This is a genomic window from Ochrobactrum sp. MYb379 (assembly GCF_037479515.1).
In the GTDB taxonomy this organism is placed as follows: domain Bacteria; phylum Pseudomonadota; class Alphaproteobacteria; order Rhizobiales; family Rhizobiaceae; genus Brucella.
Map to the genome: position 1 here is coordinate 66,934 of NZ_JBBGYW010000003.1, position 25,802 is coordinate 92,735.

Consider the following 25,802-nt stretch of genomic DNA (forward strand, 5'->3'; position numbering starts at 1 on the left):
CTTTTAGAACGAGTGGAGCTTTTGAATTTGACGTTTGAACCAGCATTCGCGGCTAGCCCTTATCAAACGTCAAATTCGCTCCACTCACCTGCAAAAGTGCACTTGCGTAAAAGTCATCCTGATTTTTCACGCCAGGTAGCGTGAAGAAATAACCGCCGCCGATTGGCTTGATATACTCTTCCAGAGGCTCGCCATCGAGGCGCTTCTGAACAGTGATAAAGCCCTTTTCCAAATCGGCCTGATAAGCAATGAACAGCAACCCCATATCAAGCTGTCCAGCCTTCGTAACCCCATTGGAATAGTTAAACGGACGGCGCAAAATCAAATGTTGTTCGGCATGAGCATCACGCGGATTGGCCAAGCGAATGTGGGAATCCATCGGCGTAACTTTGCCTTCAGGGTCCTTAGCGTAGTCGGGCACATCCGCTTCGGTTTTGCCATCAAAAGGCGCACCACTATCTTTGTGGCGACCAAAGATTGTCTGCTGTTCTTGCAGCGGCGTGCGATCCCAACGCTCTACAAAATTACGGATAAGCCGCACCGCCATGTAACTGCCATTCTCAGCCCATTCCGGCTCGTCCTTGTCTGATTGAATCCAGACAATACGATCCATCAGCGCTTTGTCGGCAGCATCAGGGTTGGCCGAGCCATCGCGGAAACCGAGGAAGTTGCGCGCACTTTCCTTGGCTTTTGGCGAATGCGGCGGCTGTACAGGCACAGAGCCTTCCTGTTTCCAGCGGATCATCAGTAGGTCTGGCATATTCTTCACGATGTCGCGCAAAGCGTGAATATTGGTATCTGCAGTATTTGAACAAAACTGAATGACCAGATCGCCGTGGCAAAGGTCTTTCTGCAGCGCATCATTAGGAAATGCAGTCATGCGCTGCAATTGCTTTGGCTTATGTGGCTTTAATCCGAAACGGTCATCAAAAAGCGAAATACCGAGCCCGACGGTAATTGTCAGATTATCGGGTGTCACATGCGGTCCGAGAATACCGGAATCCGAAGGCGGGAATTTGGGATCAAGTTCAGGCGGCTCGCCACCTTTCATAAGGAAGGCTGTCCGCTCCGTGAGAAGCTTTAACATTCGTTCAAGATCGGTTCGATCACGTGCCAGCACATCGAACGAGGCAACAAGTCCTGTTGCCGGACGTGGCGTTACGATACCCGGCTGATGAATGCCATAAAATGGCTGTGCCTCATGCAGCTTGTCGCTCTCAGGCGCATTGGTCACGCTTTCGGACGAAAGCGTATTGTTCGACGAGCGCGCATTGGCTGTCTGAGACGCCAATACACCTGCAACACTTACCGCACCAGCACCGAGCAAAAGGGCACGACGCTCTGGCGATGCTGGATTGTCTGTTACATTATCTTTTTTAAAAAATTTCTTGGTCATTAATCCACTCCAAGTTGATCGCGGAGTTTTGAAAATTGGTCGGCGAGAGCAGTCGCCCCGTCCTTGATTTTTGCCTTCTCATCAGAAGAAAGCGTATCATATGCCTTGCCGTTTTGAGCCGCGAGCAACGACTTCACGGCAGACACCTGTGCATCAACCCCGTCGAGAACCTTGGGGTCAACTTTGACAATAATCGGACGCAAAACGTCCGCTGTCTTTGCGGAGCCTTCAACAAGCCCTGCAAATACCTGTAAATCCGTATGCGCATAACGGTCATCGCCTGTATCACCCGCAGTTGATGCAAAGCGATTAAGTGCCGACGCTGTGCCCGCCAGCATTCGGTCAGGTGAAATACGCAGCGCGCGAATACGATCTTTGAGACCTGCGGCATCCGCTACAAGCTTGGCTGCAACAGGCTGAAAACCATCAAGCGACTTCTGTTCAAACAGACCATATTCAAGGCGATGCAGACCGCCAAAGGCTGGATCCTGCTCGCGCTTTTCAAAGAAATCCGCGCGTGCGTTGATTGCCGTATCAAGATCAGAAAGCGCTTCTGAAACCGGAGCAATACGCGCATAAGCTTCGCGTGCGGGCGCATAAGCGGCTTGGGCAGCTTCCAGATTACCACTTGATATAGCATCTGAAAGCGCGCCAACCGCTTTCTGGAATTCCGCCACTTCGGTTGCGAGGTAAATCTGATACTCAGCCAGTGCGCCGAGGAAAGCGGTCAAAGGCAGCTTGCCCTTTTCAGCTTCACTGGTTGCTGAAGGTGTTACGATCAGTTTGCCGCGTGGATTGGAAAGAAGGCCACATGTGATCTGATATTCGCCCGGCGACAACTTGGCCGAAAGCGTTTGCTTGAAGCCCGGCGCAATGTTTTCGCGCTCTTCAAGGACCATTACGCCATCAAGAATTTCCCATTCGACCGAACGATCCGACTTGTTGACGATCTCAAAAACAGAGCGTCCGGCAGGCACTGTCAGCTCATTCGGCTCGCAGCTCTTGGCGTTAATAACGACCTGAACCTTACCGTCAGCATCCGCGTGGCGCGATTTATCTGAAACTTTAGACGCGTAGTAAAAAGCAGCGCCTGCCGCCAATACCAGCAAAATGGCAAAGACCAGCACCGCTCGCACAAGGTTGCGAGAGAATGGTGCGGCTGGCTTTGGGTCATGCGGCTTGGTCATGAGAAATCTCTTTAATCACGCTGAACGTTTCGCAGGCGCGTTTTACGCTGGTGCGGACGATGGCATCAGAAATAGAATAAGGGCAGGAATAAGGAAGGCCAGATAAGCGAAAACTTCGCTAACGGTCGGCGTTGCGATATAGCCGAATATCCCGGCCAATACGGAACCAAGTGTGCTATCGAGCGGCAGAACTTCGCTGGTATCAAAAACAACGGTCTGGAAATGGTTCCAGATACCTGCTTCGTGCAAAGCCATAACGGAATTTGCGAGAATACCCGCTGCAATGATCAAAATGAACACGCCCGTCCAGCGGAAGAAGCGGCGCAGATTAAGCTTCAAGCCACCGCGGTAAATACCATAACCGACCAGAGCAGCGAGAAGCACGCCCAGCAAAGCACCGAGCGGAGCGGCTCCACCTTCGCTTTGCTGAAAAGCAGCCAGCAAGAAGAAAACCGACTCAAGACCTTCACGCGCCACGGCAAAGAACACCATCAGGATCAGGCCGAAGCCTTTATGCGTTGGTGTCTCAAAAGCAGCATCAATCGAATGGTGCAGTTCCGCTTTGATGGAACGCGCAGCTTTGCGCATCCAGAAAACCATCGACGTGAGGACGAATACGGCAATCAATCCGATAATGGCTTCAAACAGCTCCTGCGCTTTTTGTGGAAATTCAGCACTCAGCAATTGCAGAATGGCACCAACAGACAGAGACAAAGCGAGCGCCAGAAAAACGCCAATCCATACAACCGGCATCCACGCGCTGCGTCCGGTCTGGTGCAGATAGCTCGCAATGATACCAACGATCAGCGCAGCTTCCACGCCTTCACGGAACATAATGAGAAATGGCACGAGCATTACGAAACAATCCAGTCGCTTGAAACCGAACGAGAGTGTCTCTCATGCGGTGACCAGAACGATGTCCAAATTCAATATTTGAAAGGAATCGCTCTCTATCTTTACCTATCGCATTCAGCCCACACGAAGCCGCCAAGTGCTATTGCAGGAAATGCTGTTAAGCCCCCACAACAGCACATCATACCGTCATCGATCATTTCTCATTCTATAACTCTGCATGCAGCTCCGCAACAGAAATGAACATGAACACGATGGTAATGTTTTAGAATTATTCTAATGATTTCAATAATTTATTTAGCAAGTTCTAGGGTCTCTCATGTAAGGCCTGCCTGAAAGAACCTAGATTTTAATGCCATATTACCGAAATTTCGCCAGCTTCGAGCTGTCAGACAGATCAAAAAATCACATAATATCTATGATCAAGATAATGGGAGAATTACACAGCTTCATGAAAAGTTTCAGAATTTTCCGAAATGGTCAAAAATTTCGCGTTTTAGGGGTTGAAGAATAGTTGCAACGGGTCCATATGACACTTGCTTACCGCTTGCGCTTCCTCCCATTGCGCGCGGTAAGTGTTCCCCTCTGGAGGTTTGCCTTTATGGCACCTTCATAACTTAGCCGGACTTTTTAGTCCGGCTCTTTTTTTGCCTAAATTTCAAAAGCTTAGAATAAAAATAAAAAGCGCTGCGTTGCCGCAGCGCTTCATAAAATCACAGGTATTTTTCGTCAAAAACAACCGCATGAGAACAGGATTCTCATCATCATTTTTGCTCTAAAAATCTATTTCCGGCTCTTTAAACCGGCAAATAAAACCGGTTCGCAGAACAAGAAATTCTATCCAAAACGGAGCGATAGAGTACCGCTCCGTTCTGCTGCTTAACAAAATCTTTTAAAGCGTGTTTCGATCTGATTTTTTCAGATCGTCGCTCTAAATATTTGTTTCAACGCGCATCTTACCCGAAAACCGTTTCACAATTTTCGGGATGCGCTCTAGCCGTAAGACGCAACTGGCGGGCAAGAGCAGATGAGATTTCTGTCACCGCCCACATTGTCGATGCGGCTGACCGGCGGCCAATATTTCGCCGTCGTGTCAAACTCACCGCTCAAAGCGCTTCCTGGAAACACTGCTTCCTCACGCGTGTAAGGATGTGTCCATTCCGTTGCCAGCGTGTCGCCTGCCGTGTGTGGTGCATTGGCCAGTGGATTATCATCCTTTGGCCAAACCCCATCGGCAACCTTTTTGGCCTCGCCCGCAATAGCAATCATCGCATCGCAAAGGCGGTCAATTTCCGCTTTTGGCTCAGACTCAGTTGGCTCAATCATCAGCGTTCCAGCAACCGGCCAAGACATGGTCGGTGCATGGAAACCATAGTCGATGAGGCGCTTAGCCACATCTTCTACGGTGATGCCTGCGCTATCCTTTAGAACACGCGTATCCACGATACACTCATGCGCCACACGATCATGCGCGCCGGTGTAAAGGATCGGATAAGCGTCCTTCAAACGATGCGCGATATAGTTGGCGTTGAGGATCGCAGCCTCGGTTGCCTTCTTGAGACCCGCTCCGCCCATCATGCGGATATACATCCACGTAATGACCAGAATGGATGCACTGCCAAACGGTGCAGCCGAAACTGCGTGCTTGGAACCAATATCCACGTGGCCCGGCAGGTAAGGCACAAGATGCTTTGCCACACCAATCGGACCAACACCCGGACCGCCGCCGCCATGCGGAATGCAGAAGGTCTTGTGCAGGTTCATATGGCAAACGTCAGCGCCAATATCGCAAGGACGCGCAAGGCCAACGAGTGCATTGAGGTTTGCGCCGTCGAAATAGACCTGACCGCCATTGTCGTGAACGATTTCGCAGAAAGCTTTGATGCCTTCTTCGAACACACCATAAGTCGACGGATAGGTGATCATGAACGCCGCGAGATTATCGCGATGCTTTTCAGCCTTAGCCTTGAGATCGTCGATATCGATATCGCCGTCAGGACGGCAATTAACGACAACAACACTCATACCGGCCATCGATGCGCTAGCAGGATTGGTCCCATGTGCAGAGGATGGAATAAGGCAGATGTTGCGATGGCCTTCGCCGCGTGACTGGTGATAATGGCGGATTGCGAGAAGACCCGCATATTCGCCCTGACTACCGGCATTTGGCTGTAGCGATACACCAGCAAAGCCGGTGATTTCGCAAAGCCATGCTTCGACGTCTGACGTCATTTTAGCATAGCCGGTTGTCTGTGCGGGAGGCGCGAACGGATGCAGATTGGCAACCGTGTTCCAGCTCACAGGCATCATTTCCGCTGCCGCATTGAGCTTCATCGTGCAGGAACCAAGCGGGATCATCGCACGGTCAAGCGCCAAGTCCTTGTCGGCCAGACGACGCAGGAAGCGCATCATCTCGGTTTCCGAACGGTGCGAATGGAACACGTCCTGTGTCAGGAAGCCTTCACCACGCCCCTTGGAAGGCACCAGCAGATCATCATTGCCAACTGGCTTTGCGCCAAACAGAACGGCGAGCGCTGCAAGATCTTCCTCGGTCGAGGTTTCGTCAAAGGTCACGCCGACCGTATCCGCATCGATAATGCGGAGCAGACGACCGCCCTTGTCAGCTTCGTCAGCAATGGCTTGCGCCTTGCCGGAAACCTTGATGCTCACTGTGTCGAACAGACTATCGCCTGCGATTTCGACGCCAGCAGCCTTGAGGCCAGTGGCAAAGCGTGACGCGAGCGTTGCCACACGCGTAGCAATCGCCTGAAGACCGGAAGGACCGTGCCAGATGGCATAGGATGCAGCCATATTGGCGAGCAATGCCTGCGCGGTGCAAATATTGGAAGTCGCCTTGTCGCGACGAATGTGCTGCTCACGCGTCTGAAGAGCCAGACGATAAGCGGCACGGCCATGTGCATCGACTGACTGACCAACGATACGGCCGGGAATAATGCGCGTCAGTGGCTCTGATACTGCGAGATATGCAGCATGTGGACCACCAAAGCCCATGGCAACGCCATAGCGCTGCATGGAGCCGACAGCCATGTCAGCGCCCCACTTGGCAGGCGCTTCCAGAATGGTCAGTGCCAGCGGATCGGCAACAGCGATCACCAAAGCGCCCTTGGCCTTGGCATCGGCAATGACGGCAGTAAAGTCGCCATAGACACCACGTGTATCCGGCCAAGGAACAATGACCGCAGCGGTATTATCGTCAACCGTACTGCCAGCTTCGACCTGCCAGCCAAGTGGCTCGGCGCGGGTGTTGATCACATCGACCGTTTGCGGATGCAAATCACCTGCGAGCAAAACGCGCTCACGCTTATCGCGATGATGGCGAACGGCAACGCCCACAGCTTCAGCCACAGCAGTTGCTTCATCCAGCAGCGACGCACAGGCAACCGGCAGACCGGAAAGCTCGGCAACGAGCGTCTGGAAGTGGAACAGAAGCTCCAAGCGGCCCTGACTGATTTCCGACTGGTATGGTGTGTAAGCCGTGTACCAGGCTGGGTTCTCAAACAGATTACGCTGAATAACTGGCGGAGTGAGCACACCATGATAACCCGCACCGATGAAGCTTTTCTTCACCACATTGCGGTCCATGATTTCATTGAGCTCGGCAAGTGCTGCGTGTTCGCTCAAAGCTGCTGGCAGATCAAGCGCACGGTTAAGGCGTATAGACGCCGGAACCGCCTGCGTGATCAGCGTTTCCATAGAAGGAAGGCCGAGCGCTGCAAGCATTGCGCGCTCGTCTTCGATGCGTGGCCCGATATGACGGGCAACAAAAGGGAGAACCTGTTGCGTCATCTGATTATCCTACGAGTTTGTCGTAACCAGCCTTGTCGAGCAGGCCGGTAAGCTGGCTTTCATCGGAAAGCTTCAGCTTAAACAGCCAACCTTCGCCTTCAGCAGCCTGATTGACGAGAGCCGGATCGCTTGAAACAGCTTCGTTGACTTCAACGACTTCGCCATCGACCGGAGCATAAACGTCGGAAGCGGCCTTAACCGATTCAACAACCACAATGCCTTCGCCCTTGGAAACGGTGCGACCTATTTCCGGCAGATCTACGAATACGAGGTCGCCCAGCTGTTCCTGTGCGTGGATTGTGATGCCGACAGTGGCAACGCCACCCTCAATGCTGATCCACTCATGATCTTCGGTGAACAGGATATTGGCCATGGAAATCATCCTTTGCGATAGCGATGCGGTGTGAAGGGAAGTGCTGACACGTCGACGGGAACCTTGTTACCGCGGACATCAGCGAAAATGCGGGTGCCGGGAACTGCGAGACTTGCCTCGACATACCCCATAGCAACCGGGAAACCTGCGGATGGGCCGAAGCCACCCGATGTGACGGTGCCGATCTGAAAACCGGATTCGTCGAAAAGTTCTGCGCCGCCGCGCACTGGCTGGCGGCCTTCTGGCTTCAGGCCAACGCGCTTAGCAGTTGCACCCTTAGCAATCGCGTCCAGCACAGCTTTGGCGCCCTTAAAGGCAGCCTTTTCACGCACTGACTTGGTGATTGCCCATGTGAGGCCAGCAGAGACCGGATCGGTTTCCGGCGTAATATCCTGACCGTGCAGGCAAAGACCAGCTTCAAGGCGCAGGCTATCGCGAGCAGCAAGGCCAATCCATTCGACGCGTTCGTCGGCCAGAAGCTTGGCTGCAAGCGCGCGCGCCTCATCAGCAGGCAGACCGATTTCAAAACCGTCTTCGCCGGTATAGCCCGAACGGGTCATGAACCAGTTGGGATTAGGTTCAAAGCCGCTCATAAAGGTGAGTTCTGCACCGGCAAGGCCGAGATCATTAATGACGCTTTCAGCTTCCGGCCCCTGTATCGCCAAAAACACGCGATCAAGCGGATTGACGGTAACGTCTTTGCCAGATGCCGCCTCGTTAAGATGCTCAATATCGGCTTCCGCATTGCCAGCATTGGCAACAACCATGAAGCGGTCTTCGCCAAGACGCGTAACGATAAGATCGTCAAGAACGCCGCCGTTATCATTCAGAAAAAATGTGTATTTCGACTGGCCGGTTTTGAGAATTGATGGATCAAGCGGACAGGTCTGGCTCAAAAGCGCAATTGCATCAGCGCCCGAAACTTCGATCAGCTTCATGTGTGAAATATCGAAAAGACCGACATGCTCACGTGTGTGAAGATGTTCCTTCATCACGCCGAGCGGGTAAGTGATCGGCATGTTCCAACCAGCAAAACCGCCAAAGCGTGCGCCAGCTTCTTCATGCAGATCCTGCAAAGGCAGGGTATTCAAGTGTGCGGTATCGCCCATAACAACTCCAGAGTCGCACGTATGCCTCCGCGAAATGCGGTTGCTTCGTGCCCCTCTGTCTCAGGCCTGAGAGACTCGCATAGCCATAAAGCTATACTTACACCTTCGGCGCGGAGTTTCCTCCGACTTTCCAGAGTTGCCTTACCCATCTGCGGTTCATGGTACCTGAGAGATTTCGGGCGATTTCCCCTTCGGTGGCCAGCTTTCGCCAGCTCTCTCCCGCAGACAAACAGTGACAGAACATACTTACAAGAAGCAAACCTCCATCACACGACATACGTCACTTAGCTTAAACCATTTCCAGAGTCATGTGGAATTATCGTCACAAGACGACAAATCCCGGGGTTTTTGCGACAAAATTAAACGGCCCTTTTCCGATAGGCCGAAAGAATTATTTTAAAATTCATGCAAACACGGCAATAGGCAGCAAGCCCATTACACAATCATTTAATTCGAAGGAATGCTCTCTTGTGTAGACTTAAAGTCAGTTTGGCAATCATGCTGTCTGCATCGTATGGATCGGCAGCTTATAGTGGTGAACCATCCAAGACAGATTACCTTTCTTTCGCAGAGCGATCATGGAAGCACTTTCAATGCGGCTACCTGCATGAAGCTGCTATGGGCCATAATATAACTGGCATACAGTTTACGCGGCGAGGCTTTGAACTCGGCAAACAATTCTTCGATGCAGTGAAAGACGGTAAAATAAACCAGATGGATTTTGCCCTGAAAACGCCGCGTGATTTCTGGGTTGGTATCACGGAACTATCGCCCGAATTTGATCTCGGGCGCGCTTCGATCATTGCAAAACATCAAATCGCAGGTGAAATACTTGCGTTTAATGAAAACCTTCCTGCGACACTTAATGACATTAAAGACAGCAGTTTTCAGATCGATAACGAACAAACCGCGAGCAATGCGATTGAGCGCATTAAAACCGAAAACTGCGATTATGAAGATCTGGGCTTTTCAGCAGAGATAACAAAGAGCATGCGGGAAAATGCTCTGCGCGGCCCCATGTTTTTAAATGATGGCAAACCGCCCCGAAAAGAATGATTTGGCCGGTGCGCCTCATGATTGTGATTATAAAATGGCCAAGTTGCGTAAAAGCCATGCAATCGACAGGCTATATTGCACAGCAGCTATGCAAATCTGGCTCTCCACTTCCTAAAACATAGGGCCTATATGCTGGTGGCAACAAAGAGATTTGATTTTCACTAGGTGAGAGAAATGAACCTGATCCGCTCGTACAACAACTGGCGCCGTTACCGTAACACTGTAAACGAACTGAGCCGCCTGAGCCCACGCGAACTGAACGACCTCGGCATTATGCCTTCGGAAATTTCGTTCGTTGCACGTAAGGCTGCTGCTCGCTAAGAGCGCGCCATCAAAAGGCTGATGCCTTTGATTTGAACCGCGATGCTTTATTCACGCGGTTCTACAGTTTCCAAAGTTTTCACCGGGGTGTTCCCTCCTCCCATTTTCCTCGGTGACATAAAGACCGGACCTCCTCCTCCCATTCCGGTCTTACCCTAAATGACACCTGCCGCTCCTCCCGCGGCGGGTGTTATTTTTTGTGCATTACTCTGTGGCAAGCGCTGCTTTTTGGCGCGTTATGCGATCCGTCAGCAACGAGACTGCAAACACAATTAGCCCTGCAACCGCCAGGAAAGCACCAACTGTTCCGGTCGCGGTCCAGCCATATCCCCACGCGATAGCCAATCCACCAAGCCATGCACCTAGTGCATTGGCGAGATTAAGTGCCGAGTGATTGAGTGCCGCCGCAAGCGTTTGCGCATCAGCGGCCACATCCATAAGGCGTGTCTGCAATGCAGGCACTAGAGCAAAACCACCACCGACGAGCAGAACACTCAGAAATGCCGTTGCCGGATGCTGCATCAAAAATGGGAATGCCAGCATCACGGCGAGGTCATAGAGAAGAACGCCGCCAACCGTACCCATGACGGAGCGGTCGGTCAGGTTAGAACCAACGATATTGCCAAGCACCATACCAAGCCCGAACATGGCAAATACAATCGGCATCCACTTCATATCGACATGCGATACTTCAGTGATGGTCGCTGCGACGTAGGAAAAGACCGAAAACAATCCGCCCGTTCCTACAGCGCCAATCGCCAATGTGAGCAAAACCTGCTTGCGGCGCAGCGCACCCAGTTCGCGTAGCGGCGACGCACCCTCTTCTGCAGGTTGCTTCGGGACGAAAACGCTAATCATCACCATCGTCAAAATGGCGATCAGGCCAACCGCTGCAAACATGGCGCGCCAACCTGCAATTTGCCCCAGCCATGTTGCCAAAGGCGTGCCAACCAGTGTTGCAACTGTAAGACCAGTCATAACACGCCCAACAGCTTGCGCACGCTTTCCCGGTTCGGCCATTGATGCCGCCACAAGTGACGCAACGCCAAAATATGCACCATGTGGGAAGCCTGCAACGAAGCGCATCAGGATCAGGCCATCATAGTTCTGCATAAATGCGCTAGCGAGATTGCCGAAAGCAAATAGCGCCATGAACAGAAATACCAGTTTGCGACGGTCAAGCCGGGCACCAAAGACGGCCAGAACAGGCGCGCCAATAAGCACGCCCAGCGCGTAAGAACTGATCAAGTGCCCAGCGCTTGGAATGGTCACATGCAGATCACGTGCGATATCCGGCAAAAGCGCCATGATTGCGAATTCTCCGGTGCCGATACCGAAGCCGCCAAGGGCAAGCGCTAGCTCTGCCAGTCGCACAGACGAGCGCGGCAAAGTTTCCGGCGACAAAGCCGAAGTCTGATTATTTGACATGAATAAGCCTGAAGGGAATGGAGGATGTCGGACAACCCTACCATCCCTCGCAAGCGAAGGCGATACGCTTTATTGTGATCAATTCACAATGATGGATAGCTATTTCGCCGCGACAACCTCAATCTCCACCTTGAATTCTTCCCGCGTGAAACCGGAAACGATCATCAGTGTCGACGCTGGTGCAGGCTGCGGAAACAAACGATCACGCACATCCATGTACGGGCGCATATGCGCACGATCCGTGACATAGGCATTGATGCGCACAACGTTTGAAAAGTCCATGCCCCCATCACGCAGAATGCGGCGGATATTCTCAAAGCAAAGTTCCGCCTGCGCGCCTGCATCTTCAGGCACAGAACCATCTGGCCCAATACCAAGCTGGCCCGAGCAGAAAACCATTTCAGCGCCAGCGACCACCTTCACGCCATGACTATAGGCAGCGAAAGGTGCTGCCATATCGGCAGGGAGCAGATGTTTTAAAACAGTCATTCTATGTCCTCAGGCTTTCGGCGCGGCTGCGAGCAATTCTTTGAAACGCGTGGCACCCGCTGCAATATCCTCTTCACTCGGACTGATTCCAACAGCGAGCAGTCGGCGTGCCATCATGTGATCGGCCGGGCGATTGATCGAATCAACCGCCACCAGCTTGTCACCTGCAAAATGAAACACGGAGAAAGCATTGTCTTCGAGATTGCCCGACAGAATATGGCGGTCAGCGTCAAACGAAAGACCCGCCGTCTGCAATTTCATGTCACCCTGATCCGACCAGAACCAAGCCACATCGCGAAACGGCGTGCCTCGACCAACAATCGCGCGCGCAACATGCTTGGCCTGATCGGTTGCGTTCTGCACTGATTCCAGTCGCACGCGACGACCTGCATGGAAATGATCATAGCTCACGCAATCGCCAATCGCATAAACATGCTCACTCGATGCACGCATATGCTGATCCACCACGATGCCATTCTCAACAACGAGTCCTGCTTCGGTCGCAAGCTCGACATTCGGAACTGCACCAGTGCCAAGCACCACGATATCAGCCGGATAAACAGTGCCATTGGCAGCTTTAACGCCCGTCACCCGACCGGCTTCGCCTAGAATTGCTTCAACGCCAACGCCGGTGAGAAGCGTTATATCCGCCGCACGGCTGCGTGTTTCAACATGGGCAGAGATGTGCGTGGCAACGGAACGACCCAAGACACGCTGAGCAGCTTCGATCAGAACCGTCTTTTTGCCAAGCGCAACTGCACTATGTGCCATTTCAAGACCGATAAAACCGCCACCGATAATCACGACGTTTTCAACACGTGGCATCATTTCGGCAATCCGACGTGCATCTTCCAAACGGCGCAGCGTCACAACGCCATCAAGCTCAACACCCGGCATATCGGGGATTCGCGCACGAGCGCCGGTTGCAAAGACCAGCTCCGACCAGTGAAGCACTTTGCCGTCATCAAGCGTGACGGTCTTGTCCGCCAAAGACACATGCGCAACGCTACGCCCAAACAGCATCTCAACATTATTATCGCGATAAGCGCTTTCCGGGCGCAGAACAAGAATGCCTGCCTCTGGGGCTTTCAGATAAGATTTTGAGAGCGGCGGCTTATGATAAGGAATATCCGTCTCATCATTAATGAGAACGATTTCGCCAGCATAACCTTCTTGTCGCAGACTGATTGCAGCCTGTGACCCAGCATGCCCCGCGCCAATAATAATACAACTGTTGTCCATAGGACCTCCGGAAATTTCCGCGCATCATAAACATGAGGCAGGCTGTCGCGTGGCGAATTCGTCACGGATTCACACCTTATTTACATGCATCCCAATTTTTTAAAACATTTAGTTTGACCGATTGGTCAGATTGTTTAGTAAAAGGCAATCGCCTCCCTATCATTTAGGAGCAAATAGATTGAAAAGATATTGGTCTGATTACACGAGCGAAGCGTTTTCACGCCTCGACCGCGATAAGATTGTGGCGGTTTTGCCCGTTGGCGCAATTGAACAACACGGACCACACCTGCCGCTGGCAGTTGATGCGGCAATCGTAGACGGCATGGTCAAAGAAACCATTGCCCGCCTGCCTGATGAAAGCCACGCGCTTTTTCTGCCGACGCAAGCCATTGGCAAAAGCAATGAACACAGCCTCTATCCCGGCACGCTAACATTCTCTGCAGAGACGCTCATTCGCATGTGGTGCGAAATAGGTGCCTGCGTTGCAGCAAGCGGCGTGCGCAAAATGGCGCTTTTGAACAGTCATGGCGGCCAGATCACAATCATGGATACCATCGCCCGCGAATTGCGCATCAAACACAATATGATGGTGTTCAGCGTAAACTGGTTCGGACTCGGTATGCCGGACGGTGTTTATAGCGAGCACGAACTTAAGCACGGCATTCATGCTGGTGATATGGAAACATCTGTCATGCTCGAGTTCCACCCCGATCTGGTGGATATGTCAAAAGCGCAGAATTTCCACACGCTGACTGAAACATTGGCTTCGGACTACAAGCACCTTTCGCTGAGTGGTGGCGCAAAACCTGCATGGCAGGTTCAGGACATCAACGCACATGGTGCTGCCGGTGACGCATCGCTCGCCACTGCTGAAAAAGGCCGCAAGACCATCGATTTCGCCGCCGAACGGTTGGTTGAAGTGCTGGCTGAGATTGAGCGAGCGCCGCTCTCTTGGCTCGATAATAAGCCAGCCTGGTAAGGACGATAAGCGTGGCCCCCAACTCGCAAACCTCACCTTCCCTGATCGATATCAACGGCGTCTACAAGCAGTATGGCACAGGCGTCATTGCGGTCAGCGATATGTCGCTCAAGATCGAACAAGGTCAGTTCGTAAGCTTCCTCGGCCCATCGGGTTGCGGCAAAAGCACAGCCTTGCGTATGATTGCAGGGCTTGAATCTATCTCTGCTGGCGACATTCACGTGAATGGTCACGCGCCGGGCAAAGGCCCAGTTGTTGCGCAGGACATTGGCTTCGTGTTTCAGGAACCAACCCTGATGCCGTGGGCCAGCGTGTTCGACAATGTTTATCTACCGCTGCGTCTTTCCGGCATATCACGCAAGGAAGCAACGCCACGCGTCGAAGAAGCTCTGACACAAGTTGGTCTGTCGCGTTTTGCTGCCGCTTATCCGCGCGAACTTTCGGGCGGCATGAAAATGCGTGTTTCAATTGCCCGTGCATTGGTCACGCGTCCGCGCCTTTTGTTGATGGATGAGCCTTTTGCGGCGCTCGATGAAATGACGCGCTTCAAGCTAAACAATGACGTTTTGCGGCTCTGGCAGGAACATGGACTGACGGTCGTTTTCGTCACGCATAGCGTTTACGAGTCCGTCTATCTCTCCAATCGCGTCATCGTCATGGCTGCCCGCCCCGGACGGGTTGTTGCCGATATCGGCATCGAAGGCAGCTATCCACGCGCCGAAAATTATCGCGCCACCGAAGCTTACGCAAAAGATTGCGCTCGGGTTTCCGATGCGCTCACCGCGACGCTTTCATCCCAAGATATTGACCACTGAGGACAGGGAAAATGCAAAATCAACTGCCTGTTCTTAATTCGGAACAACACCGCCTCGCCCGTCGTGAGCGCAATCTGCGTATCATCATGCCGACGCTCGCGATCCTTATCGCGCTATGCATATGGGAAGGCCTCGTGCGCTTTTATGAAGTGCCACATTACCTGATCCCAGCCCCGTCGCTGATCGGTGAAACGCTTATAAAAGACGGACCTTCATTGGCGACGTCGATGTGGTTTACGGTCAAGCTCACACTGATTTCGCTGTTTTGCGCAATTGTCGGCGGCGTTCTGCTCGGCATGATCTTTGCACTGTCGCGACCAATTGAAATGGCGTTCTTTCCGTTTGCTGTCATTCTTCAGGTGACTCCGGTTATCGCCATTGCACCGCTGATCCTGATTTATGTGCGCGATACATTTTCAGCATTGCTGATCTGCGCATGGATTGTGGCTTTCTTCCCGATATTATCGAACACCGTCATCGGCCTGCGCAGTGCTGATCATAATCTGCGTGATCTGTTCAAGCTCTATCGCGCCTCGCCTTGGCAGCGTCTGCGCTATCTGCTTGCGCCAAGCGCACTGCCCTATTTCATGGCAGCGCTCAAGATTGCCGGTGGCCTCTCCCTGATCGGTGCTGTGGTGGCAGAGTTCGTTGCAGGCAGCGCTGGCCAAAGCACCGGCCTCGCCTCGCGCATTCTGGAATCGAGCTTCCGCAATGAAATCCCGCGCATGTTTGCGGCACTGTTCCTCGTTTCGCTGCTCGGCATCGTGATTTTCCTGATCACAAGCTGGCTATCGCGCCTTGTTCTCGGACGCTGGCATGAAAGCGAGATCCGTCGTGAACGTTGATCTGCTAAAAGGTGTTGCCATTGCTGATCTTGATGGTCATTACGACATCAGCATCAATGGCGAGCGCATCGCTTCACTGACGCCCTCACAGGCTAAAAATGGCGGCTTTATCACACCGCTATTCGCCGAAGTGCATGTGCATCTCGACAAGACATTCACCATTGGCCGCATTGCCGAGCGTGGCAGCGCCAAAGTTGAATGCCTGTTCGACGCGATTGATCTGATGAATGTTGATCGCCAGCATTGGAATGCCGACGATATTCGCGCACGCGCCACGCGTGCCCTTGAAGCGGCCTATGCTCAGGGCGTTGGCGCAATGCGTACCCATGTTGATTGGACGACGCCTGAGCTGCCTACCGCATGGCCTGTGCTGAACGAGCTGCGTCAGGAATGGAAAGACCGCATTGATCTGGAGCTCGCAGCCCTTATCCATGGCGATATTGTGCTCGATGCCGGTGCTACGATTGCCGAGCGGGTAGCAAAAGATGGCGGCGTTCTCGGCGCATTCTTCTATCGTAATGCTGATCTTGAAGCCAAAATTGAAGAGATGTTTCGTCTCGCGGGGCAGCATGATCTCAAGCTCGACTTTCACGTCGATGAAGGGCTTGATTTGGAAGCCGATGGCTTTTCGCTGATTGTTGCCGCAACGAAGCGCCACGACATGGCGGGACGCGTCCTTTGCGGTCATGCCTGTTCGCTTTCGCTGCGTTCGCCTGACGACCTAAGCCGCATTCTCGATGCGGCAGCAGATGCGGGAACAGCGCTGGTATCGCTGCCGACATCTAACCTCTATCTGCAAGACAGGCTTGGTGGAAAATCGCCACGCCTTCGTGGTGTCGCACCGCTTAAAGAAGCTCGTCGGGCGGGCATGGATGCCATGCTTGGCTCCGACAATGTGCGCGACGCCTTCTATCCTTATGGCGATTACGACCCGCTTTCAGCCCTACGCCTTGCAGCTCCGGTCTGCCACTTAGAGCCCGTCGAATGGCTCGACAGCATCACGACCCTGCCCGCGCGTTTCATCGGAAGCGACCGCGTCCAGACGCTGACGGAAGGCGGACGCGCAAACTTCATTTGGCACGACGCCACCGACATCAACGACCTTATCAGCCGCCCGCAGGCGCATCGCACCATCTGGCGCGATGGCAAACACATTTAATCGGAGAAACCCATGAATTCTGCCGCACCACAGCGCATCTATGACTGGGCAGCGTTTCGCACTGAGATCGAAGGGATCCGCATTTATGACGACCCAAAGCAAGTCGAACTGCGGTCCCGCGATTATTTCTGGTATAGCCCTATCCTGACGGAAGATATCGGTCACTACCTTGGCGATCTGGTCGTCATCCCAAAAGATCAGGATGAAGTGCGCCGCGTGGCAGCTGCTGCAGCCAAGCTTCGCATTCCAATCACCGTTCGCGGCGGTGGCACCGGCAACTACGGCCAGTGCGTTCCGCTAGAAGGCGGCGTCATTCTCGACATGACCAAGATCGACCGCATCATCGCAATCGAACCGGGCAAGGTTCGCGTTGAAGGTGGAGCCCGTATTTCGCGCCTGGACGATGCCGTGCGCGAAACGGGTCAGGAACTTCTGATGTATCCGTCCACACGCCGCATCGCCACCATTGGCGGCTTTTTCTCAGGCGGTTCGGGTGGCATTGGTTCGCTGCGCCACGGCATGTTGCGCGATGACGGCAATGTCTACTCGGTCAAGGTTCTGACTGTTGAGCCGGAGCCGAAAATCATTGAGCTGACGGGCCGCGACATTCACAAAGTGCAGCACGCCTATGGCACCAACGGCATCATTCTTGAGCTTGAAATTGGCCTCACCAAAGCAACCGAATGGGTACATACCGCAGCCCTCTTCGACAGCTACGAGGCAACACTGAAATTCTGTCTCAAAGCACTTGAAGAAAACCTCGATTGCTATCTGCTGACTACCGTTGATCGTCGCTTTGCGCGTTTTTACACAAAGTTTGGTGATCTTTTCCCGTCCGATAAAAATGCAGTTTTTGCGATGATCGCACCGGAAGAAGTGGCGCGTTTTGAGGCTTTGGCAATCGAATTCGGCGGCAAGGTTACCTTCTCGATGACGCTTGATGAGTTGCACAAAGCCGGGCTTCAACCTGCTTACGAATGCGGCTGGAACCACACGACGCTTCAGGCACTCAAAGCTGAGCCGGGCTGGACTTACTTGCAGGTTGCCTATCCTCGCCCGTTCGACATCGATGTGGTGACACGCCAGATCGCACGCTATGGCGAGACGCAATATATGCATCACGAAATGGCGCGTCTTGAAGGTGAATTGCAGATTTTTGCACTGCCGCTCGTGCGCTTTGAAGGTCGCGATGAAATGTATCGCCTGATCGAAGAACTCGAAAAAGTCGACGGTTGCGACATTTATGATCCGCACGCCTACACCATCGAAGACGGCGGCATGAAGGAAATCGACAGCGTACAGATCGAATTCAAGAAGCAAGCTGACCCATACGGCTTGCTCAATCCGGGCAAAACCCGCGGCTGGACAGCCGACATGGTAGCACAGGACTAACTAAGGGGAACTAAAATGAAAAAGACACTCGTTACAGCGCTCGCTGCTCTCTCCATTGGCCTTTCTGCACAGATGGCCTATGCACTTGATAAAGTAACACTCGGCACCAACTGGCTGGCGCAGGCCGGTCATGGCGGCTTCTATCAGGCGGTTGCCGATGGAACCTATGAAAAGCACGGCCTTGACGTGAAGATCGAAATGGGCGGGCCACAGGTCAACAACCGTCCGATGCTGGCGGCTGGGCGTCTCGACTTCCTGCTGACCGGCAATCTGCTTTTGTCGTTCAACAATGTTGCCAATGGCGTGCCCACCACGGTTGTGGCTGCTTTCTACCAGAAAGACCCGCAAGCACTGATGGCGCATGAAGGCGAATACAAGGACTTCAAAGACCTCGCCAATGCAGAAACCATCCTGATTTCCAAGGATGGTCAGTTCTCGTTCTGGCCATGGCTCGTCAAAGACTTCGGCTTCAAAGATGAGCAGCTTCGTCCTTATGGCTATAGCCTTGCGCAGTTCCTGAGCGACAAGAAGACGGTGCAGCAGGCCTATGCCACTGCCGAGCCGATCTATGCTGAAAAAGAAGGCGCGAAGGTAACGACATTCCTGCTGGCAGATCAGGGCTTCAACACCTACGCCAACACCATCGAAACCCGCCAAAAGCTGATCGAAGAAAATCCTGAGCTGGTTCAGCGTTTTGTAACGGCTTCCATCGAAGGCTGGAACAACTTCCTTTATGGCGACAACAGCAAAGCCTATGAGCTGATCCTCAAGGACAATGCTGACATGAGCAAGGAAACGCTGGATGCGGAGCTCGCGCGTCTTAAGGAACTTAAGCTGATCGACAGTGGCGACACGCTCGAAAAAGGCATTGGCGCAATCGACATGAACCGCGTGAAAGAGTTCTACGAACTCGCACGCAAGTCCGGCATTGTCAGCGGCGACGAGTTGGACATGACCAAGGTTGCAACCGATGCTTTTGTTAACAAGGGCGCGGGTCTCGACATCAAGAAGCAATTGGGCCAATAACCCTCCTGCAATTCTAATAGCGGCTGGTACGAATGACCACAGACAACCAGAATGACGATAGTGAGCTGACGGGACGAGACAAGGTTCTCGGCCGCAGGCGTCGCATTCAAGGTGCCATTCGTACAGCCGCTATCGATGAATTTGCTGAAAAAGGGCTAGCGGGCGCGTCCACACAAGGGATTGCACAACGTGCTGGCCTGACCAAGCCACAGCTACATTATTATATTTCCAGTAAGGAAGAACTCTACGAGGATATTCTCATTTATATCCTTGATGAGTGGGAAGACATATTTCTCGGCGTCAGCAATGAGGAAGACCCTGCAACGCTGATCCGGCAATATATTCGCGCCAAGCTTGAATTCAGCCAGAAGAACCCGAAAGCCTCACGGCTATTCACGACAGAAATCGCTAATGGCGCGCCATTCTTGAGCCGCCATTGGAAGAAGCACGTATCTGCAACCCATAATGCCGTGAAACTCATTCAGTCATGGGTTGATGATGGCCGTATAAAGCCGGTCGACCCGCTGCTGTTCCAGATGCACATATGGGCTGTCACCCAGCACTATGCCGACTTTGAAACACAGGTCCGCAGCATGATGTCGCTTAGTAAAGACGAGCCGCTGGACCTTGATCGCATCGAAAAAGAAGTTTCTACGCTGTTTCTGCGCGCATGCGGGCTAGAGTAAATGCCTGCAAAATCTGACAGCTTTTTCAATACAATTAAAAAATGTCAGAATTCCCTTAGCGAACATCAGAATCAAGTTGCACTGCAAAACAATTGTGCGTTAAAGTTGATCATAAGATTAGAGGCCTTTAATTAGTTATTACTAATCAATAGCTTATATATACAGCATCGACCATCCGCAGGCGGGGGCGATGCATTAAGGAGCAGGTTCTTGGGGAGGAGCCTGCTCCTTTTCAATTGCAACTATATTCCGACCCAAACGAATAAACGCGATATGCTCTAGAGCACATCCTGAAAAGTGGGAACCGGTTTTCGGACCAAGATGTGCGTAAAAACAAATGATTAGAGCGCCGATCTGATTCAATCAGATCGAAACGCGTTCTAAGCGCATCACTGCAAACAAAAACCCCGGCGGATGCCGGGGTTTTGTCTTCTCGAAAGCGCTACGCTTATTCAGCAAGCCATTCCTTAATGCGATCTGGATGATCGGCGATGTATTTATCAACGGCCTTCTCATAAGAAGTCTCCTGCGCATTAAACATCGCAGTTTCAAGCTCATCGATAGGGATGCTCATCTTGGTCAGAAGCGCTGCCGCTTTGGGGTTATCTTCCTTGAAACCCTTGCGCGCAATCGCATCGACATGTTCCGCGCCGCCCAGTGCACCTTCTGGATCAGCAATATAACGAAGCTTATATTTGCCAAACATCCAATGCGGGCTCCAGGAGGTAGCCACAAACCAACCGTCCGAACGCATCGCACGATCAACTGTCGTGAGCATTGCCGCTTCACTCGATACATTCAGCTTGTAGTCCAAGCCATATTTCTTGATTGCTTCTTCGGACAGGCGCGTCAGACCTGCGCCCGGATCAATGCCCTGAATTTCGCCTTTCAGCTTTTCACGAATTTCCGGCTTCTTCAGATCTTCAATAGAGCTGATTTCGCTTTCCGGAATGTAAGCCGGTACGATCCAGCCGAGCTTGGCACCTTCATAAAGCGGTCCAAGGTTTTCAACCTTATCTTCCACGCGCTTGTAGTAATCAGCATGCGTTTCCGGCAGCCATGCCATCATCATCGCATCCACATCACCACGGCTCACACCCTGATAAAGGGGCGCAACATCGGTTTGTACCAGCTCGACCTTCTGGCCAAGATTATCTTCCATCAGCTTTGCAGCAAGCTTTGTTACAAACTCTGCATCAGACCATGGAGCCCAGCCGATTTTTACCGTCTTGCTATCCTGCGCGAAGGCTGCACCGGCACTCATGCTACCTGCAACAACCGCCGCAAGACCGAATTTTGTCAGTTTACCTAACATAACTTCTCCTTTGAATTGAAAGAGTTCCCGTTTTTTATTTATGCTTGTTGATTGCGAAGTGAGGATGAGGACTGCTCCCCTTCTGTCTTCTTCATGAATGAAAGCTTTTTGAAAAAGCCCAACACGCCGCCAGAATTTCCCTTGCCAAAGCTCTGGGTGATGCGGTCGAGAATAACGGCCAGAATGACAACAGCGAGCCCACCTTCGAAGCCCTTGCCCACATCAAGACGCTGAATGCCTGTCAGGACAGTATTACCAAGACCACCTGCACCGATCATGGAGGCGATAACCACCATCGACAGCGACAGCATGATTGTCTGGTTCATGCCTGCCATGATGGACGGCATTGCGTTTGGGAGCTGCACCTTGAAAAGCAACTGCCTTGATGTGCAACCGAATGCGAGACCCGCCTCGACAAATTCCGCGTGTACCTGGCGAATACCAAGATTAGTCAAACGCACAACGGGCGGCATTGCGAAGATCACCGTTGCAATCGTACCCGGCACGGCGCCAAGGCCAAAAAACATAGCCGCTGGAATAAGATAGACGAATGCAGGCATTGTCTGCATGAGGTCAAGCACAGGACGAACAACCGATGCAACTGCATCGCTACGCGCCATCGCAATGCCAAGCGGGATACCGATCACAACAGCGATAATTGTAGAAGCCAGCACAAGTGAGAGGCTTTCCATCGTGCCGCTCCAAAGCCCCATATGAATAATGAGGGCAAGAGCCAGAACTGCAAAAATCGCGAATTTCCAGCCTACCCGCCAGAGAGCTAGCAGTGTGAGAATAGCAACGCCACCATATGGTGGGATTGCAAGAAGAGCATTTTGAATACCATCGGTTACAAAGCCGATAGTGGCTGCAATAATATCAAGTGCAGGCGTGAAATGATCGAGAATGTAGTTGACCACTACATCTGCCCCACCGCCAATACTAAAATTGAAATCCATGGTTTACCGTCCATTTCAGATCGAGTTACCTATGGCTGGACTTGTGTGTCCCTTGCGGGCGTCCAAAACGGGATTAATCCCGAAAGCCTGAGAGAAATGAGGCGCGCAGATCAGCCTGCGCGGCCAAGCGTTTCAAGCAATGCCGATTTACTTATAGCGCCGAGATAGCGATTGTTCCGGTCGGTGACTGGCACCGGCCAAGGGCTTTCAGCAACACGCACCAGAAGCCCCGACAGCGGTGCATCAGCCTGAATTGCAGCAGCACCATCTAGCTGGTCATTTTCAGCTTTAAAACTGCCACTTGCGAGCGCATCGCGTGTCACAACACCGCGATAAACACGGTCAGCATCCAGCAACACGCCATACGACTTACCGCTTGCATCAAGACGTTCGAGTGCAGAAGACATTTGTGCCTGATCGAAGGTGATCAGCTCATCTTCGCGTACGACATCAGCAGCCTTAAAGACGCGCGAAACATCAACATTGCGGAAGAACGAACGGACATAATCATTGGCAGGCGCTGAGACGATTTCGTTTGGTGTACCAACCTGAACGACCTTGCCGTGCTGCATGATGCAAATACGATCACCAATACGCATGGCTTCATCAAGATCATGGCTTACAAAAATAATTGTACGACTATTTTCCGCCTGAAGACGCTTCAATTCATCCTGCATTTCCGTGCGGATCAACGGATCAAGCGCCGAGAATGCCTCATCCATCAACAGGATGGTGGGTTCGCTTGCCAGCGCTCTTGCAAGACCAACGCGCTGCTTCATACCGCCCGACAACTGATCTGGCATCGAATTGGCATAGGGTTCAAGACCGACTGCAGACAGCGCTTTTAACGCTTTTTCGTGACGTTCAGCCTCGCCCATCCCGGCCACTTCAAGGCCGAACGCAGCATTATCAATTACGTTCCTATTTGGAAGAAGCGCAAATGACTGGAACACCATGCTCATATCGCGACGACGAAGATCGATAAGCTCACGCTTCGACATTTTCACAATATCGCGGCCGTCAACTTCGATGGAGCCTTCAGTGGGCTCTATGAGGCGATTGAGAAGGCGCAACAACGTTGATTTACCTGAACCAGAGAGGCCCATGATCACGAATACTTCGCCTTCTTTAATATCGAAGGTCGCGTTGTCTACACCGATTGTGGCACCATGATCGCTGTGAATCTGGGCCTTTGACTTACCTGCACGCAATTCCTGCATCGCAAGCTTCGGATCGTCGCCGAAGACTTTAAACACGCTATTCAAGCTTATCTTTGTCTTAGCTGGCGACTTCATACTTTCATCCTTGTATAAAATACCATGCATTATGTTTAACCCCACTGTTCTTGTGGGTTTAATCTCCTTATTATCATTTTTATTTCTTCATTCATGCGCGAATTGGACATGCGCAACTTGCGGGCAATGACATACCCACATGGAATGATTAGCGATTGGTGTGATCTATTTATATAGGCCATTTCCAGACATGTCCACCCACAGTCACGGATTCATCTTTGCACGGCCCGTCCCCTTGATTGTTTTTGATGGGCTGCGCGACGAAATATGAAGGTTAACCAACCTATCCGGTTATCGGATTTAATCGGTCAACCTGCCTACGATAGTAATCCGCTGGAAGGGCTGCACAGGAGCGAGCTGCGACAAATATGCAATCGGCTGCGACATGAGACAATTTAGTATTCGCAGAATATAATTCCGCATAATTACAGTGAATTTGTATGATTATACTTGTGCAATATATGGCATCATTTGCCAGAAAAATGAGCGCGGATCAACCGATCCGTGCCCAAATTTGCGAGATTATTTAACGCGATTAAATCAGTCGTTAACCATATACCCGACAAAGCCAGTGATGCGCCAACGATCCCCATCGCGACGACAGAAATAAAGCGTTTGCCAGTTCAGAATATCCTGTGTTCCGTCTGCTTTGGCGATAGTTCCGTTAAATTTTTTACGCGCAACTGCGACATCACCGTTGATATCAATCACATTGAGTCGTGTTGCGCGATGCACGCCATCGGCAAGAGATTCGGCATAATCTGTTGCAGCACTCCCTGCTGCCTGCCGCAACCATTCATCGCGATAGGAAGCAAGTGTCGGGAAAGCAGCATCCCATTTGTCCGGGTTTACTTCACCGTGTGCATGAATGCCGAGAAAGCGCGCTTCATCAAAGTCATCAGCCACTAACGACCAAGTCTGAGTAACAAAAGCCTCGATATCGCGACGAACCAGCATTTCCCAAATCTGCTCACGGTCATTGTCACCAGCGAAAGGATTATCCGTCATCATTGAAGCTTTCCGCGTGCGGCAACCGGCAAAATATCGACAATATCGTCGCCGGAGATCAGATGCACTTCGTCGAAGAGATTAGAAACGACACAGACATGATCGGGAATAACCCGCACCTTGTCACCAACCTTTAAGCCAGCGAGATCGCCCTTAAGCGTGCCATGCTCTTCGCTCAGACCCGTCACCCGTGCGTCTGTCCTACCAGCCAGTTCGCCAAAATCGGGCAATCCAAGCGTATCGCTGGAAAGCGATTTTGAACCAGCATCGATAATCGCACGGTCTGGTGTGGGGTGGCTGACAATTGTGGATAATACAGTCAAAGCGCAATCGTTAAGCGTTGCCGCCCCTTTTGCCATCTGAAAACGGTCGAAATAAATATAAGTACCCGGGCGATATTCAGTAACAACACTGTCGATTGGCGAAAGCCACATATCAGGCGTGCCGCCGCTTGAGATAGTTTCGCATTGAAGGCCATTTTCTGCCAGCAGATCACGCGCTGTACGCAACCAGTTTTCTGCCTGATCAGCCTTGCCAGTCGCTGGATAAGTCATCAGGCCACCAAAGTGCAGACCTTTGCTCTCGTTGATCTGCCGGGCAAGTTTAAGCGCTTCCTCGGCCGTTTGCACGCCACAGCGCCCCATGCCGGTGTCGCATTCCACAAGAACCTTAAGCGGTCGCCCTGCATTGGTGAAGCGCTTTGCCAGCCCCTCAAGAGCTGTCGCGTTATCAACCGTTACGGAGATTGTAATGCGCTGATGCAGAGCATAAAGCCGATCAAGCTTCTCCTTACCCAGAATATTATAGGGCAAGAAAATATCGATAATGCCCGCATCCGCCATAACTTCAGCTTCACCAAGCTTTTGACAGGTAATGCCAACAGCTCCAGCCTCAAGCTGCCGCCGCGCAAAATATGGAAGCTTATGTGTTTTAATATGCGGACGAAGCTTCACGCCGATCGTATCAGCATGTGCCTGCGCCTTAACAATATTGGCCTGCACGCGGTTAACATCGATAAGGATAGCAGGCGTATCAATCTCGCCAATCGTTTTAGGTATTCCCATTC

The 25,802-nt window shown here is 52.1% G+C and carries 23 protein-coding genes and 1 riboswitch; of the genes, 9 read left to right on the plus strand and 14 right to left on the minus strand.

Annotation, left to right across the window (positions count from 1 at the left end):
* Positions 1–52: 52 nt before the first annotated feature.
* The 6 genes from efeB to gcvT all read right to left on the minus strand — a co-directional run bounded on the left by efeB (position 53) and on the right by gcvT (position 8,724).
* Entirely contained in the window at positions 53–1,396 is a 1,344-nt protein-coding gene (gene efeB / locus WH356_RS07555; RefSeq protein WP_339509584.1) for an iron uptake transporter deferrochelatase/peroxidase subunit, read from the minus strand.
* Positions 1,396–2,583: an iron uptake system protein EfeO gene (gene efeO, locus WH356_RS07560; RefSeq protein ID WP_339509585.1), complete on the minus strand. Its 1,188-nt coding sequence runs from the start codon at positions 2,581–2,583 to the stop codon at positions 1,396–1,398. The genes efeB and efeO overlap by 1 nt, the downstream gene beginning before the upstream one ends.
* A gap of 42 nt (positions 2,584–2,625) precedes the next feature.
* A complete protein-coding gene (gene efeU / locus WH356_RS07565; protein ID WP_339509586.1) occupies positions 2,626–3,438 on the minus strand; it encodes an iron uptake transporter permease EfeU in 813 nt (270 codons plus the stop codon).
* Positions 3,439–4,428: 990 nt separating this feature from the next.
* The gene (gcvP, locus tag WH356_RS07570) at positions 4,429–7,242 is read right to left on the minus strand and encodes an aminomethyl-transferring glycine dehydrogenase (RefSeq protein ID WP_339509587.1); all 2,814 of its coding nucleotides are present in this window, start codon (positions 7,240–7,242) and stop codon (positions 4,429–4,431) included.
* A 4-nt stretch (positions 7,243–7,246) separates the two neighbouring features.
* Positions 7,247–7,615, minus strand: coding sequence for a glycine cleavage system protein GcvH (gene gcvH / locus WH356_RS07575; RefSeq protein WP_339509588.1), 369 nt, complete (start codon positions 7,613–7,615; stop codon positions 7,247–7,249).
* Positions 7,616–7,620: 5 nt separating this feature from the next.
* Positions 7,621–8,724, minus strand: a complete 1,104-nt coding sequence (gcvT, locus tag WH356_RS07580) for a glycine cleavage system aminomethyltransferase GcvT (RefSeq protein ID WP_339509589.1) — start codon at positions 8,722–8,724, stop codon at positions 7,621–7,623.
* A gap of 142 nt (positions 8,725–8,866) precedes the next feature.
* A riboswitch (glycine riboswitch) is annotated at positions 8,867–8,956 on the minus strand.
* A gap of 458 nt (positions 8,957–9,414) precedes the next feature.
* On the opposite strand from gcvT, the gene WH356_RS07585 reads away from it, so the two are divergent.
* A complete protein-coding gene (locus tag WH356_RS07585) occupies positions 9,415–9,780 on the plus strand; it encodes a hypothetical protein (protein ID WP_339509590.1) in 366 nt (121 codons plus the stop codon).
* Between the two features lie 174 nt (positions 9,781–9,954).
* A complete protein-coding gene (locus WH356_RS07590; protein WP_339509591.1) occupies positions 9,955–10,101 on the plus strand; it encodes a DUF1127 domain-containing protein in 147 nt (48 codons plus the stop codon).
* Positions 10,102–10,305: 204 nt separating this feature from the next.
* Here WH356_RS07590 and WH356_RS07595 read toward each other — a convergent pair whose 3' ends face one another.
* The 3 genes from WH356_RS07595 to WH356_RS07605 all read right to left on the minus strand — a co-directional run bounded on the left by WH356_RS07595 (position 10,306) and on the right by WH356_RS07605 (position 13,260).
* Positions 10,306–11,529 carry an MFS transporter gene (locus WH356_RS07595; RefSeq protein ID WP_339509592.1) on the minus strand — a complete coding sequence of 408 codons (1,224 nt, stop codon included), beginning with the start codon at positions 11,527–11,529 and terminating at the stop codon, positions 10,306–10,308.
* Between the two features lie 99 nt (positions 11,530–11,628).
* The gene (locus tag WH356_RS07600) at positions 11,629–12,018 is read right to left on the minus strand and encodes a RidA family protein (RefSeq protein WP_339509593.1); all 390 of its coding nucleotides are present in this window, start codon (positions 12,016–12,018) and stop codon (positions 11,629–11,631) included.
* Positions 12,019–12,027: 9 nt separating this feature from the next.
* Positions 12,028–13,260, minus strand: a complete 1,233-nt coding sequence (locus tag WH356_RS07605; RefSeq protein ID WP_339509594.1) for an NAD(P)/FAD-dependent oxidoreductase — start codon at positions 13,258–13,260, stop codon at positions 12,028–12,030.
* Positions 13,261–13,438: 178 nt separating this feature from the next.
* Here WH356_RS07605 and WH356_RS07610 point away from each other — a divergent pair, with 178 nt between their 5' ends.
* The 7 genes from WH356_RS07610 to WH356_RS07640 are packed head-to-tail and all read left to right on the plus strand — an operon-like array spanning position 13,439 to position 20,162.
* A complete protein-coding gene (locus WH356_RS07610; RefSeq protein ID WP_339509595.1) occupies positions 13,439–14,239 on the plus strand; it encodes a creatininase family protein in 801 nt (266 codons plus the stop codon).
* Positions 14,240–14,244: 5 nt separating this feature from the next.
* Positions 14,245–15,054, plus strand: coding sequence for an ABC transporter ATP-binding protein (locus tag WH356_RS07615; RefSeq protein WP_339510307.1), 810 nt, complete (start codon positions 14,245–14,247; stop codon positions 15,052–15,054).
* Between the two features lie 11 nt (positions 15,055–15,065).
* On the plus strand, positions 15,066–15,899 hold the full coding sequence (locus tag WH356_RS07620; RefSeq protein ID WP_339509596.1) for an ABC transporter permease: 834 nt from the start codon (positions 15,066–15,068) through the stop codon (positions 15,897–15,899).
* A complete protein-coding gene (locus tag WH356_RS07625) occupies positions 15,871–17,058 on the plus strand; it encodes an amidohydrolase family protein (protein ID WP_339509597.1) in 1,188 nt (395 codons plus the stop codon). The genes WH356_RS07620 and WH356_RS07625 overlap by 29 nt, the downstream gene beginning before the upstream one ends.
* Positions 17,059–17,070: 12 nt before the next feature.
* The gene (locus WH356_RS07630) at positions 17,071–18,450 is read left to right on the plus strand and encodes an FAD-binding oxidoreductase (protein ID WP_339509598.1); all 1,380 of its coding nucleotides are present in this window, start codon (positions 17,071–17,073) and stop codon (positions 18,448–18,450) included.
* Positions 18,451–18,465: 15 nt separating this feature from the next.
* Positions 18,466–19,476 (plus strand): ABC transporter substrate-binding protein, encoded by a 1,011-nt coding sequence (locus WH356_RS07635; RefSeq protein WP_339509599.1) that lies wholly within the window; start codon positions 18,466–18,468, stop codon positions 19,474–19,476.
* Between the two features lie 32 nt (positions 19,477–19,508).
* Positions 19,509–20,162, plus strand: coding sequence for a TetR family transcriptional regulator C-terminal domain-containing protein (locus WH356_RS07640; protein WP_310011697.1), 654 nt, complete (start codon positions 19,509–19,511; stop codon positions 20,160–20,162).
* A gap of 448 nt (positions 20,163–20,610) precedes the next feature.
* Here WH356_RS07640 and WH356_RS07645 read toward each other — a convergent pair whose 3' ends face one another.
* The 5 genes from WH356_RS07645 to WH356_RS07665 form a co-directional block, all read right to left on the minus strand.
* Positions 20,611–21,477 carry a glycine betaine ABC transporter substrate-binding protein gene (locus tag WH356_RS07645; protein WP_339509600.1) on the minus strand — a complete coding sequence of 289 codons (867 nt, stop codon included), beginning with the start codon at positions 21,475–21,477 and terminating at the stop codon, positions 20,611–20,613.
* Positions 21,478–21,515: 38 nt separating this feature from the next.
* Complete coding sequence (locus tag WH356_RS07650) at positions 21,516–22,433, minus strand: ABC transporter permease (protein ID WP_339509601.1); 918 nt, start codon at positions 22,431–22,433, stop codon at positions 21,516–21,518.
* A 110-nt stretch (positions 22,434–22,543) separates the two neighbouring features.
* Positions 22,544–23,728 carry a glycine betaine/L-proline ABC transporter ATP-binding protein ProV gene (gene proV, locus WH356_RS07655; RefSeq protein ID WP_339509602.1) on the minus strand — a complete coding sequence of 395 codons (1,185 nt, stop codon included), beginning with the start codon at positions 23,726–23,728 and terminating at the stop codon, positions 22,544–22,546.
* A gap of 540 nt (positions 23,729–24,268) precedes the next feature.
* Positions 24,269–24,739, minus strand: a complete 471-nt coding sequence (locus WH356_RS07660) for a hypothetical protein (RefSeq protein WP_445253645.1) — start codon at positions 24,737–24,739, stop codon at positions 24,269–24,271.
* Entirely contained in the window at positions 24,736–25,800 is a 1,065-nt protein-coding gene (locus WH356_RS07665; protein ID WP_339509603.1) for a D-TA family PLP-dependent enzyme, read from the minus strand. The genes WH356_RS07660 and WH356_RS07665 overlap by 4 nt, the downstream gene beginning before the upstream one ends.
* Positions 25,801–25,802: the final 2 nt, after the last annotated feature.